This is a genomic window from Halomonas cibimaris (assembly GCF_039537045.1).
GTDB lineage: Bacteria > Pseudomonadota > Gammaproteobacteria > Pseudomonadales > Halomonadaceae > Vreelandella > Vreelandella cibimaris.
Genome location: NZ_BAAAZT010000009.1, coordinates 1 through 15,560 on the forward strand (window position 1 = coordinate 1; position 15,560 = coordinate 15,560).

General features: G+C 63.4%; 12 protein-coding genes and 1 rRNA gene. 8 read left to right on the plus strand and 5 right to left on the minus strand.

What is annotated here, in order from left to right; genetic code table 11:
• A 16S ribosomal RNA gene (locus tag ABD654_RS00610) occupies nt 1–362 on the minus strand; the annotation flags it as partial.
• A 227-nt stretch (nt 363–589) separates the two neighbouring features.
• Complete coding sequence (locus ABD654_RS00615) at nt 590–1,561, minus strand: calcium/sodium antiporter (RefSeq protein ID WP_344701247.1); 972 nt, start codon at nt 1,559–1,561, stop codon at nt 590–592.
• A gap of 202 nt (nt 1,562–1,763) precedes the next feature.
• On the opposite strand from ABD654_RS00615, the gene ABD654_RS00620 reads away from it, so the two are divergent.
• The 6 genes from ABD654_RS00620 (at nt 1,764) to ABD654_RS00645 (ending at nt 8,513) form a co-directional block, all read left to right on the plus strand.
• Nucleotides 1,764–3,116 carry a PqiA/YebS family transporter subunit gene (locus ABD654_RS00620; RefSeq protein ID WP_344701403.1) on the plus strand — a complete coding sequence of 451 codons (1,353 nt, stop codon included), beginning with the start codon at nt 1,764–1,766 and terminating at the stop codon, nt 3,114–3,116.
• Nucleotides 3,109–4,806, plus strand: a complete 1,698-nt coding sequence (gene pqiB, locus ABD654_RS00625; protein WP_344701249.1) for an intermembrane transport protein PqiB — start codon at nt 3,109–3,111, stop codon at nt 4,804–4,806. Before ABD654_RS00620 ends, pqiB begins: the two co-directional genes overlap by 8 nt.
• 45 nt (nt 4,807–4,851) lie before the next feature.
• Complete coding sequence (locus tag ABD654_RS00630) at nt 4,852–5,436, plus strand: PqiC family protein (protein WP_344701251.1); 585 nt, start codon at nt 4,852–4,854, stop codon at nt 5,434–5,436.
• 104 nt (nt 5,437–5,540) lie between these two features.
• Complete coding sequence (locus ABD654_RS00635; RefSeq protein WP_344701253.1) at nt 5,541–6,809, plus strand: DEAD/DEAH box helicase; 1,269 nt, start codon at nt 5,541–5,543, stop codon at nt 6,807–6,809.
• 57 nt (nt 6,810–6,866) lie between these two features.
• Complete coding sequence (locus ABD654_RS00640; protein WP_344701255.1) at nt 6,867–7,367, plus strand: hypothetical protein; 501 nt, start codon at nt 6,867–6,869, stop codon at nt 7,365–7,367.
• A 39-nt stretch (nt 7,368–7,406) separates the two neighbouring features.
• Nucleotides 7,407–8,513, plus strand: a complete 1,107-nt coding sequence (locus ABD654_RS00645; protein WP_344701257.1) for an asparaginase — start codon at nt 7,407–7,409, stop codon at nt 8,511–8,513.
• On the opposite strand, the gene ABD654_RS00650 is transcribed toward ABD654_RS00645, so the two are convergent.
• Nucleotides 8,510–8,935: an SRPBCC family protein gene (locus ABD654_RS00650; protein WP_344701259.1), complete on the minus strand. Its 426-nt coding sequence runs from the start codon at nt 8,933–8,935 to the stop codon at nt 8,510–8,512. The genes ABD654_RS00645 and ABD654_RS00650 overlap by 4 nt on opposite strands.
• 111 nt (nt 8,936–9,046) lie before the next feature.
• Entirely contained in the window at nt 9,047–10,447 is a 1,401-nt protein-coding gene (gene trhP / locus ABD654_RS00655; RefSeq protein WP_344701261.1) for a prephenate-dependent tRNA uridine(34) hydroxylase TrhP, read from the minus strand.
• Between the two features lie 173 nt (nt 10,448–10,620).
• On the opposite strand from trhP, the gene queC reads away from it, so the two are divergent.
• Nucleotides 10,621–11,322: a 7-cyano-7-deazaguanine synthase QueC gene (gene queC / locus ABD654_RS00660; protein ID WP_344701263.1), complete on the plus strand. Its 702-nt coding sequence runs from the start codon at nt 10,621–10,623 to the stop codon at nt 11,320–11,322.
• 9 nt (nt 11,323–11,331) lie between these two features.
• Entirely contained in the window at nt 11,332–11,658 is a 327-nt protein-coding gene (locus ABD654_RS00665) for a YkgJ family cysteine cluster protein (RefSeq protein ID WP_344701265.1), read from the plus strand.
• Nucleotides 11,659–11,667: 9 nt separating this feature from the next.
• On the opposite strand, the gene ABD654_RS00670 is transcribed toward ABD654_RS00665, so the two are convergent.
• Nucleotides 11,668–15,552 (minus strand): ATP-binding protein, encoded by a 3,885-nt coding sequence (locus ABD654_RS00670; RefSeq protein WP_344701267.1) that lies wholly within the window; start codon nt 15,550–15,552, stop codon nt 11,668–11,670.
• Nucleotides 15,553–15,560: the final 8 nt, after the last annotated feature.

Below are 15,560 nucleotides of genomic sequence, written 5' to 3' on the forward strand. Positions count from 1 at the left end.
TGTCCAATATTCCCCACTGCTGCCTCCCGTAGGAGTTCGGGCCGTGTCTCAGTCCCGATGTGGCTGATCATCCTCTCAAACCAGCTACGGATCGTTGCCTTGGTAGGCCGTTACCCCACCAACCAGCTAATCCGACATAGGCTCATCCGATCGCGGGAGCCTGAGCCCCCTTTCTCCCGTAGGACGTATGCGGTATTAGCCTGAGTTTCCCCAGGTTATCCCCCACGACCGGGCAGATTCCTATGCGTTACTCACCCGTCCGCCGCTCGACGCCTGAAGTGCAAGCACTCCATCGTTTCCGCTCGACTTGCATGTGTTANCAAAACCCGAAGGTTTTTGACGAGACACTTGCCTTGATAATAGGTGATTTGTCACCCACTCAGGCAAGCGCCCACATGAATTACCTGATCAACTTGTTAAAGAGCGCCGGAGCGAGGCATTACCTCTCTTCCCGATAGACACGCATCATACCAGCGTTTTGGGCCGCGTCAATTGTTTGGCTTATTTTTTTATGACTACAGCGTGTTTTTCGGATTTACGGGGCCATTGCGCCCGGGGTGCGTCCGGTCGGGTTGAACGTCGCCTCGCATCACGCAATAACGACAGATACCATATAGGCCGTATATGCCATGAAAATAGCAAGCAAGATACCGCCTTCGAGACGATTGATCTTGCGCGGCCGGCCCCGCCAGGAAAACGCAAAGACAATCATCAATACGGTCATCAACGTCATGACCATCCAGTCCCGAGCGAGCACTTCCGGTCCGGCGTCAATCGGCGTAATCACTCCTGCAAGCCCGACCACACCGAGCGTGTTGAACAGGTTGGAACCCACAACATTGCCCAGCACCATATCGTGCTCTTTACGACGAAGCGCGCTCACCGAAGAGGCAAGCTCAGGCAGCGATGTGCCAATCGCCACGACCGTCAGGCCTACAACCAGTTCACTGACGCCAAAAGCCGTCGCAATTTCCACCGCTCCCCATACCAACAGACGCGAGCTGCCGATCAGCACAATCAGGCCGATAAGCGTCCAGCCCAGCGCGACGCCGCCCGACATGGACTGGCTATTGAGTGTGTCGCTGACTTCAGCCACAAGGGCATCGCTTTTCTGCGCTCGCGACTGCAGGATGCTAAGCCCCATAAAGCCGCCAAGAATCAGCAAGGCCAAGATCGCCTCCCAGCGGGCGACAACGCCATCCAGCAGAACAGCGCCGGTAAGCAGCGTCACTGCCAGCAAGACCGGCATTTCCTTGCGAATAACGCTGGAGTGCACGGCAAGCGGCGCCAGCAAACCCACCAGCCCCAACACCAGGCCTATGTTAGCGATATTGGAGCCGTAAGCGTTGCCCACAGCAAGCCCGGGGCTTCCCTGGAGCGCGGCCAGAACCGAGACCATCATTTCCGGTGCCGATGTGCCAAAGCCAATCACCAGCATACCGATCAGCAGCGGCGACAATCCTAGCCAGCGTGAAATGGCCGCCGCCCCGTCAATGAACTTGTCGGCACTCCATATCAGCAGGATCAGACCGGCAATAACGGCCAAGACGGGAAGCAGCATAACGTTTCCTTCGTAAGTTTATCTGGGTAGTATCGCGCTGCATCGTTATGGAAGCGAAGGGGTGGGTCAAGCATTGATCATCATCAACGCCTAGGCATGTCGCAAACGCCCGGCGTATTGCCCCCGGCGCTCAGACAGTGCCTTCCAGCTCAGCTATGGAAGATGACCGTACGCAAAAGGAGAAGAATTGATTCGTCATCGCATGCTCAAGCGACCCGCGATCCCTCATCGCGCTCCGTATGTCGACCGCTCTCCGCCTGAAGTACACACCCGAAGGCGGCGGCTGCGCGCCTGCTACGAATGCGACTGGCTTTGTGCCTTGCCGCCGCTGACGGCCGGCGAGAAGGCCACCTGCCCGAGATGTCACCATACGCTGGCAAGACGGCACCACCATCCGGCGCAGCGCAGCATGGCACTGGCCATGGCAGCGCTTGTCGCGCTGATGGTTGCCGTGTCCTTTCCCTTTATCAGCTTCAGCGTCAGCGGTGTAAGCAACTCCATTGAGCTGCCCCAAACGGCCACAGCACTGATCAGCTTTCATCAGCCGGTCGTGGCGGTCGTGGTTATCCTGACCATCGTAGTGCTGCCCGCCTGCTACCTGCTGGCCGTCATGTGGCTGCAGCTGGGCCTTATGCGCTATCGTCCGCTGCCGTTTAGCCGCGACATTGCGCGTGCGCTTGCCCATCTGACCCCCTGGATGATGGCCGACGTTTTTATCATTGGCGCTCTGGTCAGCCTGATCAAAATTGCCGGACTGGCGCAGGTGTCGCTGGGCTTATCCTTTTGGGCATTTTGCGCTTTTGCCTTTTTGCTGCTGCTGACCAGCCAATCACTGGACGCCGACTGGCTGTGGTTTTCCCTCGACCATGAACCCTTGGCACCACAAGGCGCTCAAACCGGGGCTCCCGCAGCTGCCCAGCAGCTTACCGGCTGCCCCACCTGCGGTCTGGTCAACCGCTTGGCAAAAACGCAAAAGACGCGCTGTCGCCGCTGCGGCGAACATCTGCATGCTCGCCGGCCGCATAGTCTGCAGCGCACCTGGGCGCTTCTCGCAGCGGCGGCGGTCATGTATATTCCGGCCAATTTTTATCCCATCATGAACGTAACCAATCTGGGGGAAACGTCCTCCTCCACCATTATCAGCGGCGTGGTGGAGCTATACCAGTCAGGCTCGTGGCCTGTTGCGCTGGTTATTTTTATCGCCAGTGTTATCGTCCCGGTGGGCAAACTCTTCGCCCTTGGCTGGCTGTGCCTTGTCGCCCGCCGCAGCCACCGGTTAAACGCCCACAGCCGCACCGTGCTGTATCGGGTCACCGAATTTATCGGCCGCTGGTCCATGGTTGACGTCTTTGTCGTGGCGATTCTCGTCGCGCTTATCCGGGCCGGCACGCTGATGTCGATTACCCCCGGACCCGCTGAACTTGCGTTTGGCGCTGTGGTTGTGCTCACCATGCTGGCGGCGATGTCATTTGATCCGCGCCTGATCTGGGACGCGCCCTTGCCCCGGAAAGTGCCCTCACACACCAAAGCCTCTCAGGGAAGCGCCGATGGCTAACGAACCCTCTCACGCCCAGCGTACGCCACACGACTCCGCGCCGGCCTCCGGCCCGGATCGCGCCAAGGCATCGCCGCAGGCCAGGCTGTCGCCGATCTGGATCATCCCGCTAATCGCCGTCGCCATCGGTATGTGGCTGGTATACGATAACTACACCAGCCGCGGCACCCAGATTACCCTCACCATGGACAATGCCGAGGGCATCGAAGCCGGCAAAACGTTGATCCGCACCCGCAACGTTGAAGTCGGTCAGGTGCAAAGCGTGCGCCTTTCTGACGATCTGTCTCATGCCGTTATCGGCGCCCGCATTCATCCCGAAGCCGACGGCATGCTCACCGAAGACAGCCGCTTCTGGGTGGTCAAGCCGCGCATCGGCCGCGAGGGCATCAGCGGGCTCAATACCGTACTGTCCGGCGCCTACATACAGCTCGAACCCGGCAGCTCAGACGATTTTCAGCGCGAATTCAAGGTCAGCGACGTGCCGCCGGTCGCCCCGGCAGGCGTCGCCGGGCTGCAGCTCAAGCTGGAAAGCCAGCTGGGCAACTCGTTAAAAGTCGGGGACCCGGTGTCCTATCAAGGGTATACCGTCGGTCGCGTGGAAGAGGTTAATTTCAATCCCGATAAGCGCCGCGTATCCAACCACATCTTTATTGAAAAGCCTTATACCGGCCTGGTGACCGACAACACCCGCTTTTGGAATACCAGCGGCATCGATTTTCGCCTGAACGCTGACGGCATACGCATCAACCTTGAGTCCCTCGAAGCTCTGCTGGGCGGCGGCGTGAGCTTTGGCGTGCCCGCCGACCTGCCCACGGGAAAACAAGTCAGTGCCGACACCCGCTTTAGCCTCTATGCCGATGAAGAAAGCGCGCGCCAGGGCACCTTTGATCGCTACATCGAATACGTGCTGCTGGTCGACGACACCGTTCGCGGGCTGACGAAAGACGCGCCGGTCGAGTTTCGCGGCGTTCGCGTGGGTACCGTAGCCGCAGTCCCCTGGAACTTCGATGCCCCCCAGCCGGATTCACGCTCCAGTTTTGCCATTCCCGTGCTGATTCGGATTGAACCCCAGCGCCTGGGCATGGCCGAGGGCGGCATTGAGCTTGACGAGTGGCGAACACGCTTTGAACGACTGTTCGACATAGGCCTGCGTGCTACGCTCAAAAACGGCAACCTGCTCACCGGCGCGCTGTTCGTCGACCTGAACTTCCAGGACGCGCCGAGCGATCCCTATAGCGCCGAAACCTTCGCGGACGTGCGCGTCTTTCCTACAACCACCGGCGGGTTTGACCAGATACAGGCCCAGATCACAGCGCTGCTGGAAAAGCTCAACGCCTTGAATATCGAGCCGCTGATCAGCGGTCTGGATCGCAACATGCAGGCGGCCGAAGCCACGCTCAACGAAGTGCAGAACGTTTCCCGGTCGCTGAACAAGCTGCTCGACAGCCCGGAAACCCAAGACATCGGCGGCAACCTCAATGCAACGCTCAAGGAACTTCGCACGACGCTGGAAGGCGTATCTCCGGGGTCGCCGGTCTATCAAGACATACGCTCGACTATGGAGCGTATCGAACGCTCGCTGCGCGACCTGCAGCCGCTGACCAAGACGTTAAATGAAAATCCCCGGGCGCTGCTGTTCGATAACCTGGAAACAAAAGATCCCGTGCCGCGCGCACCGTCCGCTCCTTGACATGAGCCCGGCACGTACCGGCCAATGCCACCAGAAGGAAACGCCATGCTCGCCTTTCCGCGTCCGCTGCTGCTGATCGCGCTGCTGCTAAGCCTCGGGCTTGGCGGCTGCGCCGGCAAAGTGACGCCGTCCGCACGCTATGTGCTCCCGGCCACCACACCCGAGATACCCAACGCCGCTGAGGCCACGCTGGCACTTGGCCGGCTACGCCTGGCGCACTATCTGGACGTTGAAGGTATCGTCATGCAGCTCGACGATATCGAGCTGCGCGAAGCCCGCGACCACCGCTGGGCCGAAGGCCTGGACCAGCAGCTGAGACGCAACCTCCAGGCGCATCTCTCGCAAGACCTGCCCGCCTGGCGGGTCGTTCAGGGCAGCGCCGGCGACACCGACGCCTACACGCTGCGTATCAGCATTGACCAGTTTCAAGGGCGCTACGACGGCTATGCCCTCGCCGGCGGCCAGTGGCAGCTGCGTAGCGCCGGCGGCAAGCTTGTGCACATGGCCAGCTTCACAACCCGCACCGCGCTTGAGCAGGACGGCTACCCCGCACTGGTGCGCGCCCTTGGCCAGAGCCTTGAGCAGGCCGCCGGCGAGATTGCCACCGGCATCCGGCGCGCCGTGTTATAGTGCGCGGCTGCGTTTATCACATAACGCTTTATTACTGTTGACGGCCGGGCAACGCGGCCGGCGTTTTAACACGGCGCTTATGTCCAACGCCGTGCGGAGATACTATGGATTTTTCTGACCTTGGCTTAGCGGCCGAACTGCTTGAGGCGATCAACGCTGAAGGCTACACCACGCCTACGCCCATTCAGGCCCAGGCAATACCTGCCGTACTCAACGGCGACGACCTTTTGGCCAGCGCCCAGACCGGCACCGGCAAAACAGCCGGCTTTGGCCTGCCCATGCTGCAGCGCCTGAACCACGGCAAACCCGCCAAAAGCCGGCAGGTACGCTCGCTGGTACTGGCGCCGACCCGAGAGCTGGCCGCACAGGTCGGCAAAAACATTGCCGCCTACGGCGCCGGGCTGAAGCTGCGCACCCAGGTCATTTTTGGCGGCGTGGGCCAGAACCCTCAGGTAGAAGCGCTCAAGCGCGGCGTGGATATCCTCATCGCCACGCCCGGCCGGCTGCTGGACCTGCACCAGCAAGGGCACGTTGATCTGTCAAGCCTGGAAATTCTTGTGCTTGACGAAGCCGACCGCATGCTCGATATGGGCTTTATCCACGACATCAAGCGGCTTTTGCGGCTGATGCCGCCCAAACGGCAGAACCTATTGTTCTCCGCTACCTTCTCCAACGACATTCAGGCGCTGGCCAAACAGCTGCTGCACAACCCTCAGCAAATCGACGTGGCGCCGCGCAACACCACCGCCGACAAGATCGAGCAGGTGGTTTATCAGGTCGATCGCGAGCAAAAGCGCGAGCTGCTGGCACATTTGATCGACACGCAAAAGTGGTATCAGGTGCTGGTGTTTACCCGCACCAAGCACGGCGCCAACCGCCTGGCGGAGCAGCTGTCCAAGCGCTCAATCCCGGCCATGGCGATCCACGGCAACAAAAGCCAGGGCGCCCGCACCCGGGCACTCGGCGCCTTCAAAAGCGGTGATTTGCAGGTATTGGTTGCCACCGACATTGCCGCACGCGGGCTGGACATTCACCAGCTGCCCTACGTGGTCAATTTTGACCTGCCCAACGTTGCCGAAGACTACGTGCATCGCATCGGGCGTACCGGCCGTGCCGGCCGCCAGGGGGAAGCCGTATCGCTGGTATGCGTCGACGAAGCCCAGCTGCTGAAAAACATCGAGCGGCTGATCAAAAAACCCCTGGAGCGCCGCGTGGAACCAGGGTTTGAACCGGACCCCAACGCCGTGCCCCAGCCGATCGAAAACGGCCGTCGCTCCGGGAAACCGCGCAATGCCAAGCGCACGCCCGGTGCCGACCGCGAACAAAAGCCGCGGCGCTCACGCAATCGCCAGCGCAGCTCCCAAAGCCGCTAGTCTCGTCGCTTGCTCGCACCTTTTATCGCTTTTTGTTGACCCATCGTTGGAGTGACCATGGCCTCGTCCGATCTGATTGCCGATTATCGCCGCTGGCTCACCTTTCAGCATCAGGAACAGCTGAGCCGCGAACACGCCGGCATCGTTCAGCGTCTGGAAGAGGCACGCGCTTCGTCCGGGCCTGTGGTGCAGGCCTATCGCAGCATGGCCGAAAAAGCCGCAGCCGAAGGAGCCTGCTACCGCACGCTGTTTTTACGCACCCGTGAAGGCGGCGAAGCGCTGGTGTGCGAAGGCTGGCTGTTTATTCGCCGCCTGCTCAGCGAAGGCCAGCAGGCGCGGGTGCGCGCCACCCTGGTAGAAACCTTCACCCTGGAAGACGGCATCATGGCGCCCGGGGACAAGCCCGCGCGCAAAATCACGCTGGAAATTTTCGATCAGGTACACATCGACAAAGGCATGCGCACCAGTGTCCGGGTGGACTGCGTGGATAACGGCAACGACGCGCACTTCGTTACGCTGCTGGATGCCGTACGCGGCGACTTGCGCCCGCATCTCTAGTCGTTCATGCCAACACGCCGCCCGGCCAAGGAGATAGACATGCACGCTAGATCAGCCGGCGATACGACCCTGCCGATACGGGTGATCTACACCGGCGGCACCGTCGGTATGCTGCCCGGCAGCGACGGCCTGGCCCCGGGCGGTCATTTCGCCGCCCGGCTACAGCGCGCTCTGGCGACGCTGCCCGCCGAAAAACACCGGGCGCTGCCCGGATGGGAAGTGCACAGCTATTCGCGACTGATCGACTCCAGCGCGGTGACGCCGCTGGACTGGCAGGTGCTGGCCGATGACATTCGCGCCCATCAGGCCGCCTACGCCGGCGTGGTGGTGGTGCACGGCACCGATACACTGAGCTGGACCGCTGCAAGCCTGGCCTTCCAGCTGCGCCGTCCGGGTTTTCCGGTTATCGTAACCGGCGCCATGCAGCCGCTGGAAACGCCGGGCAGCGACGCGCTGGACAACCTCTACGGCGCGCTGCGCTTTGCCGCAAAGCCGGCGCTTGACGGCGTCGCGGTCTATTTTGCCGGGCGCCTGCTCCACGGCGCTCGGGCCACCAAGCAGCACGCCTCGGCCGCAGACGCGTTCGCCAGCCCCAACGCCCCCGCACTGGGCGAATACCGCGACACACCGCGGCTTTTTTCCCATGCCCTGCCCCCGGCCACTGCCGCAGCCGATACCGCTTATAACGCCACGCCGGCCGACTATCAGCGGGTCAATCAAGACTATCAGCGGGTCAATCAAGGCGAAGTCGTTCGTATCGCCCTGTGGCCCGGCATGGCCGCCTGGCAGCTCAGCGCCTGGCTGGAGGATTCGCGGGTTAAAGGAGCGCTGCTGGAGCTGTGGGGCGCCGGCAATATCGCCGACGATCCGGCACTGCTGGAGGTCATACGGCGAAGCAGCGCTCGGGGCACGCTGATGGCCGCGGTCAGCCAGTGCCCCCAAGGCAGCGTGGCCATGGGCGCCTATGCCGCCGGCAGCGGGCTTTACCGGGCCGACGTACTAAGCGGTGGCGACATGACGCCGGAAGCCGCCTACGGCAAACTCGTTCACCTGCTGGCGCTGGGGCTTGGCGACGACGCTCGCCGCCGTGCTTTCCTTACCCCTTGCATCGGGGAGCGCCGCGACGGCAAGCCTTCTGCGCACTAGCGATCGCCGGCGCGAAGCCGGGCTTCTACCCGTTCAAGAATTTGTCGGCTGACCTTACCGACCAGCGGCGTCGCTGCGCGGTTGACGGCCTTTTCCATCAGCCGGCTGCCGATTTCGTAGCTCAGAGTCAGCGTCACTCGAGTGCCTTCGGGCACGCGTTCAAGATAGTAGCGCCCCTGGTTTTTCACCCCGCTCAGCGATTCCCAGGCCAGCGTATGAGGCGAACGTGCCTCTACCACGGCCACATCAAAGGTCCAGTCCATTTTCACAGCATGGACATACCAGCGATAGCGCTGCTCGCCCAGCGGCTCGATACGCTCAATCAGATCGGAATAGTCGGCAAACTCCTCGACCCGGCGCAGCAGGGCAAAAACGCGCTCTGGCGGGGCGTTGACGATTTCGCTGTGTTCGATGGTGGCCATGTCGGATACTCGCAATAAGCAATCGCTAGCTGGGGGATGATCCCGAAAAATAATGGCAGGCCCGCGCAGGGCGCGGTGAGCGCCTAGCCTAACACGGCAAACGCCGACGGCTCACAGATCTCGCATCAGCAGCGCAAACTCGGCGTCGTCCGGCGATATGGCTTCTCCGGGAACGGGAATGCTGACCACATGGCCGGACCCCGGGGCCACGCTGACCGCCTCGCCGCGCTTGTTTTCTATTCGCGAAAGCGTAAAGCGCCGGTTGCCGCCGGGCAGCATCAGCTCCACGCTGTCACCCACGGCAAAGCGGTTTTTGACGTTGACGGTCAGCCGGCCGCGAGCCGCATCCACGTCGATAACATCGCCGACAAACTGCTGGTGGACGCCGATGGAATGGCCGCGCTCATAGTTCTGGTACTCGTCGTGCACGTGGCGACGGTAAAAGCCTTCCGTATAGCCGCGGTTGGCCAGGTTATCCAGCTCGTCCATCAGCGCCTTATCGAACGGGCGGCCCGCCACGGCATCGTCAATGGCCCGTCGATACACCTGGGCAGTGCGGGCTACGTAGTACGGCGATTTGGTACGGCCTTCAATTTTCAGCGAGCTTACGCCCAGCCGCGTAAGCTCCGGCACGTGCTGCACTGCGCGCAGATCCTTGGAGTTCATGATGTAGCTGCCGTGCTCGTCTTCAAAGATCGGCATCAGCTCGCCGGGGCGGCTGCGATCTTCGATAAGCGCGGAGAGCTCATCGGGGCGTTGAGCACCGGCAGCGGGGCCGCCACTTTCGCTGCCGTTACCGCTGGCAATGACCCCCTGCCCCGGCGCCCACTCGCCGCTTGCAGCATGCGCCAGGGCGGAATTGGCCGGCACCAGATCACCGGTGGCATCCTTGGCCGCGGCCACGGTGCGGTACTGCCAGCGGCACGCGTTGGTGCAGGTGCCCTGGTTGGGGTCGCGATGATTGAAATACCCCGACAGCAAACAGCGCCCGGAATAGGCAATGCACAGCGCGCCGTGGACGAAGGTTTCGATTTCAAGCCCCGGGCACTCGGCGCGAATCTGGCCGATTTCGCCAAGCGAGAGCTCCCGGGAAAGAATGATCCGGCTGATGCCCTGGCGCTGCCAGAAGCGTGCCGCGGCGTAGTTGACCACGTTGGCCTGCACCGACAGATGAATCGGCTGCTCCGGCCAGCGCTCGCGGATCATCATGATCAGGCCCGGATCGGACATGATCAGCGCATCCGGGCCGGCCTCGATCACCGGCTCCATATCGCGTAGATAGGTTTTCAGCTTGGCGTTGTGCGGGGCGATGTTCGACGCCACGTAAAACTGCTTGCCGCGCGCGTGGGCGTAGGCAATTCCCTTGTGCAGGTTGGCGACGTTGAAGTCGTTATTGCGCACCCGCAGCGAATAGCGCGGCTGGCCGGCATACACCGCATCGGCGCCGTAGGCAAAGGCGTAGCGCATGTTTTCAAAGGTACCGGCGGGCGAAAGTAGCTCGGGGGCAAACATGAAAGGCTCCGTGGCATAGGGCATGTGGCAGGAAAGCGGCGAGACTAGCAGACCGGCACGGCGCCTCACTTGACCTGCGTCGGGTTGAACGCCTTTTATGGCCGCGCCCGCTGGCGTACACTGCCGGCGCGCCGGACCGCCTCCACACCACGCTTCGCCAAGAGACACGCTCTATGCCTGACACGCCTACCGCGCACGCCTCCCACCGCCCTGCCACCGTGGTGATTTACTCCGGCGGCATGGATTCTTTCACCGTGCTGCACCGCGCCCTGCGCGAAGGCCGCGAGGTGCACGCGCTGTCGTTTGACTACGGCCAGCGCCACGTCCGCGAGCTGGACACCGCCCGCCGGGTGTGCGAAGCGCTGGATATTCCTCATCAGGTGGTGGATATCCGCGCCATTCACGGGCTGATCGACAACTCGGCGCTGACCGACGCCTCCCGCGCCGTGCCCGGCGGCGACTACGCCGAAGACAACCTGGCCGCCACGGCAGTGCCCAATCGCAACATGATGCTTTTATCGCTTGCCATTGCCAAGGCGGTAAATATCGGCGCCGATCGCGTCGATTACGGCGCCCACGGCGGCGACCACGTGCTCTACCCTGACTGTCGTCCCGAATTTGTCGAGGCCATGCGCCACGCCGCGGGCCTTGCCAACCTAGAGCCCGTGGACGTCCACGCGCCCTACCTGCACCGCAGCAAAGCCGAGATTCTGGCAGACGGGCTGGCCATGGGGCTTGACTACGCCGACACCTGGACGTGCTACCAGGGAGAAACGCTTGCCTGCGGCGAATGCGCCAGCTGTCGCGAACGTCTGGATGCGTTTGCCGCCAACGGCGTCAGCGACCCGCTGGCCTATGCCCAGACACCGGCCTGACGCGCGCCCATGCATCGTGATCGACCCCAACGCGAAAACAGCGCCGTCTTTTTCGCCGCACAGGCCGCAGAGACGCCGCCTGCAGACGGCTGCCGCCCGGGCTGCGGGGCCTGCTGTATTGCGCCGTCCATCAGCTCGCCGATTCCCGGCATGCCTGACGGCAAACCCGCCGGCGTGCGCTGCGCCCAGCTGGATGACGCGAACCTTTGCCGGCTGTTCGACGACCCCCGCCGCCCGGCCGTATGCCAGCGGTTCAGCTACGATCGCGCGCTCTGCGGCGAGCATCGTGAACAGGCGCTGGAGACGCTGGCCGCGCTGGAAGTCCTGACCGCGTGAAACGAACGATCACGGCGCCCCGGAAACCGCCAAGCGCCGCTCGGCAAGACGCGTCCAGCGCAGCAGTACCGGCGCATCGCTGTGGCGCACGCGGCCCAGCAGGCGCCGAAAGCTGATCAGCGCGGCAGGATCGTCCGGGGCAATATGGGTCAGCCACAGTTCCAGAGCCGCCAGCTCCTGATGGCGATTGCCCTGCTTGCGCGCCTGGCGCAGCGCCAGCTCCGCCAGCGCCTGCACGTCTTGCCCCCGGCGCGCACGCACGTACGCCAGCTGCATGGCAAGTTCGGGCAAAAACAGCGTATCGCGCTCCAGGGCGATGCTCAGGCACTGGTCGAGATACCCTTCTACCGCACCTAGCTGATCCATCGCCAGGCAGGCATCGGTGTACCAGAGCACCGGGCGTAGATAGCGCTCAAAGCCGGTCAGTTCGGCCATTTGCGCCAGGCACTGCTCAAGTTCAGCAAGCCCACCGGCATCGCCGCCCAAGGCACGCTGCCAGCCCAGCACCCCTCGGGCGGAAAGCTGCCACAGGGCCAGATCCGGCGTATCGGACAGGGCAGCGGCCTGCTCGGCATGGCGGCTGGCCATGTGCACGTGCCCCAGCTGGCGGTACAGCGCCGAGCCAACCAGATGCGCCATGGCCAGCGTACCGGGATGATTGATCTGCTGGGCCAGCCGTATGGCACTTTCCACCTGGCGCTCGGCACGCGCATAGTCACCGTGCAGGCACAGCGCCCAGCTGTGAAAACAGGCAGCGCTGACCTGAGGGTGATCAGAAAACGGCAGCCATTCAATCATCATCGGCGTATTGAGCGGGTCCAGCGCCTCCAGCTGACGATGCGCCTCGCCTACGTTGCCTGACCAATAGGCACAGTGGGCCCGGGCGTAGTCGGCCAGCCGGCGGTAGCGCGGCTCTTTGAGCTGCGCGGCAAGCCCTGCCAGGCCGGCCACCAGGGTACGGGCCTCGTTATGGTCATAGCGCTGGCTGCGTGCCACCCAAAGGCCCCATTTGACCAAAAATACCGCGCCCGAATCCGCGGGCGTATCATCGTCCTGCGGCGTTTGTCGCAGCATTTCACGGGCACGTTCAAAGCTTTCCAGCGCAGCAGGCGAGCCGTGACCTTCAAGCGCAAACGCCGCCTGGCCGCGCACCGTCAGCAGGCTGATGGCGCGCGCCGGCTCATGAGCCACACGTTCCAGACTTTCCAGCCCGGCATCCGCCATACGCAGCGCCGTACGATTGGCGCTGACCTTGAGCGCTTGCTGAGCGGCAAGCTCGAAGTAGCGTGCGCTACGGGCATCGTGGCCGCTGCCGCTCAGGTGCATGGCGAAATCGCCCGGATGGCGACTGATCCAGACCGGAAAGCGCTCTTCAATCAGCGTGACAACCAGCTGATGCAGCCGCTGACGCACGTCCCGCGGGCACGACAGGCAGGCCGCTTCCTGCAAAAGCTGGTGGCTGAACTGGTAGGTTTGAACGCCCCCTTGCGCTTCACCTGCCGGCTCGATGATCTCTCGTCTGCGCATGTGTTCCAGCGCGCGATCAAGCGCCTGGGGCTCCCAGCTACTGCACGCCGCCAGAAAGTCCAGGCGAAAACGGCGGCCCAGCATGGCGGCCACGTGGGCTACGTGACGATCGCCGTCCAGCTGATCAATACGGCTGGCCAGCAGTCCGAAAAGGCCGTTGGGCAGCGTATCCAGCTGCACCTTTCGCCCTTCGCGCCGGTCAATGTCCAGCCGCCGACAGAGCTCCTGCAGATACAGCGGCACCCCGTCACAGCGCTCGATGATCTGCGTGCGCAGCCGGGGACTCAAGTGCAGCCGGTAGCGCCGGGCAAGCAAGGCCAGCAGTCGCGATGACTGCTCGCCATCCAGCGGCCCCAGCGCTACCTGCTGATCCCAGTACAGTTTGCCCGGCAGCGCCTCACGGCCGTGCTGGCTGGCGACCAGCATGAACGCTGTATGGATGGGCAGACGCGCCTGAAGAGCCGCAAGCACCTTGAACGAAGGCTCGTCGGCCCACTGCAGGTCATCAATCATCAGCACCACGGGGCGATTGCCGGCCAGATGCTCAATCAGCCGCTGCACCAGCGCCACGACCAGCTCAGTGGCTTCTGCAGTGCACGTCAGCCGCGCTATATCGGCCTGCTCGCACGCCCCCAGCGCTTCTTCCAGCAGCCGCTGGCGGCCGGCCTCAAGCTCAGGCATCTTTAGCCGGCGTTGCAGCGCGCGCAGGTCCGACGCCCCGGGGTGCGCCCGGCCGTGCCAGGCCACCAGGCGGCGGGCAACGGCGTACGGCTCCAGCACCGACAGCCGCGTCATTGGCTGCCAGCAAATCGCCGCGCCGCGGCTTAGCTCAAGCTGGCGAAACCTCACCATCAGAGCCGATTTACCCATGCCGGCCGTCCCGCTCACCATCACGCTCTGGCGCAGCCCGATACCGGCCCGGGCCAGCCCGTCGTGCAGCTGACGAAGCGCGGTTTCCCGCCCGATCAAACTTGGCGGCACGGCATCCCCGCCGCTGTCATGGCGGCCCAGCGCCAGCGCTTTCAGGCGCACTTGGCCATCGCTTGCGACAAGCCGCGAAGTCAGCCGCGGCTGCAAATCCAGCGCCGGCGGCATGTGCTGGCTTGCCTGGCGGGAGATCACCAGCTCGCTGTCTTCCGCTGCGTTCATCAATTCAAGGGAGGTCTGGGTGACCTGGCCCAGCGGATCGGCCAGCTGCCGCTCGGGCAGATAGACCGCCCGGCCGCTGTGCAGCCCGGCCGCCAGAGTGAAGTGCGGCGGCGCGCCGTCTCCTTGCCAGCAGCGCGCGGCTTGCTGGGGCAGCGCATGGCGGCAGTGTTCGTACAGCGCGACCAGCTCGGCCAGCTGATGCGCCGGCCCGTGGGTGCCAAAACAGGCAAGCCCCAGCCCGCCGGTGGCGCCGGGCAGCCAGAAGCCGCCCAGATGGTGACACTGCTGCTCCAGCCAGCGCAGCAGCGCTAGCTGCAGCGTCAAACAGTGCTGCAGCGCACCACGCTCCTGCCACTCGCCCTCAAGCCTCAGGCGAATCGCCATCACTGACAGCTGGCGCAGCTCGATTTCGTCTTCACGCAGCGCCGCGCTGTCAGCGGCCAGCGCGCGCGAATAGGCGCCCTGGGGCGACATGCCCCGCGGCGGCGTCTCGCCGTCCGACCAGTAGCGCGCCAGCCGCAAAAATGCCGGCTCCGGCTGCTGGCCGGACAGCGCCAGCAGCTGCAGATAGGCGCTGTATGCTTCGTGGGCTGCGGCTCGCTGCCCCTGCTCGGCCAGCTGTTTGACCCGGCGCTGATGAAACGGCCCGTAACCGGAAAAGCGATGGGTCAACGTCGCCAGCACGCTGTCCGGCACCGAATCATGCGCCTCAAGCACTTGCTCGATAAAACGTATAACGCGCTGCCGCCATTCGCTGCGCACCTGAACCAGCCAGCGCTGGAAGGCCGCGCAGCTGGCCAGCTCGAGCTCTTCGACCAGGTCTCCTTGATAGCACGCCAGCACCGCCTCAAGGCCCGCCAGGTCTCGCGGGCCGTCGAGCAGCGTTTCCAGTTGTTTAAGATCGACCTGCCAGTCGTCCGGCAGGGTCAGAGCCATCGCCTGGCGCGATACGCTCAGCAGGTCATCCCCGCGCGACCCCAGCGACTGGCGCAGGCAGTGCAGCGCGTGGCGCAGATTGGTGCGCCCGGTTGACACGGCTTGATCCGGCCATAAAAGCTCGGCAAGCGTCGTGCGGCTCACCGGCTGACGATGGAGCAGCAGATAAACCAGCAGTGCCTTGACCTTGTCGTAGCTAAAGCGGGTCAGCACGTCCCGATCCCGCGTGAGCGAAAAATGCCCCAGAAGGACAAGCTGGTCAGACTCGCAAGCATCGCGCATGGGCAAAG

Excerpts from the sequence above, each read along its gene's own strand:
- ABD654_RS00630 (WP_344701251.1), top strand. The coding sequence starts at position 4,852 with ATGCTCGCCTTTCCGCGTCCGCTGCTGCTGATCGCGCTGCTGCTAAGC.
- ABD654_RS00615 (WP_344701247.1), bottom strand. The coding sequence starts at position 1,561 with ATGCTGCTTCCCGTCTTGGCCGTTATTGCCGGTCTGATCCTGCTGATA.
- ABD654_RS00635 (WP_344701253.1), top strand. The coding sequence starts at position 5,541 with ATGGATTTTTCTGACCTTGGCTTAGCGGCCGAACTGCTTGAGGCGATC.
- pqiB (WP_344701249.1), top strand. The coding sequence starts at position 3,109 with ATGGCTAACGAACCCTCTCACGCCCAGCGTACGCCACACGACTCCGCG.
- ABD654_RS00670 (WP_344701267.1), bottom strand. The coding sequence starts at position 15,552 with ATGCGCGATGCTTGCGAGTCTGACCAGCTTGTCCTTCTGGGGCATTTT.
- trhP (WP_344701261.1), bottom strand. The coding sequence starts at position 10,447 with ATGTTTGCCCCCGAGCTACTTTCGCCCGCCGGTACCTTTGAAAACATG.
- ABD654_RS00650 (WP_344701259.1), bottom strand. The coding sequence starts at position 8,935 with ATGGCCACCATCGAACACAGCGAAATCGTCAACGCCCCGCCAGAGCGC.
- ABD654_RS00645 (WP_344701257.1), top strand. The coding sequence starts at position 7,407 with ATGCACGCTAGATCAGCCGGCGATACGACCCTGCCGATACGGGTGATC.
- ABD654_RS00665 (WP_344701265.1), top strand. The coding sequence starts at position 11,332 with ATGCATCGTGATCGACCCCAACGCGAAAACAGCGCCGTCTTTTTCGCC.
- ABD654_RS00640 (WP_344701255.1), top strand. The coding sequence starts at position 6,867 with ATGGCCTCGTCCGATCTGATTGCCGATTATCGCCGCTGGCTCACCTTT.
- ABD654_RS00620 (WP_344701403.1), top strand. The coding sequence starts at position 1,764 with ATGCTCAAGCGACCCGCGATCCCTCATCGCGCTCCGTATGTCGACCGC.
- queC (WP_344701263.1), top strand. The coding sequence starts at position 10,621 with ATGCCTGACACGCCTACCGCGCACGCCTCCCACCGCCCTGCCACCGTG.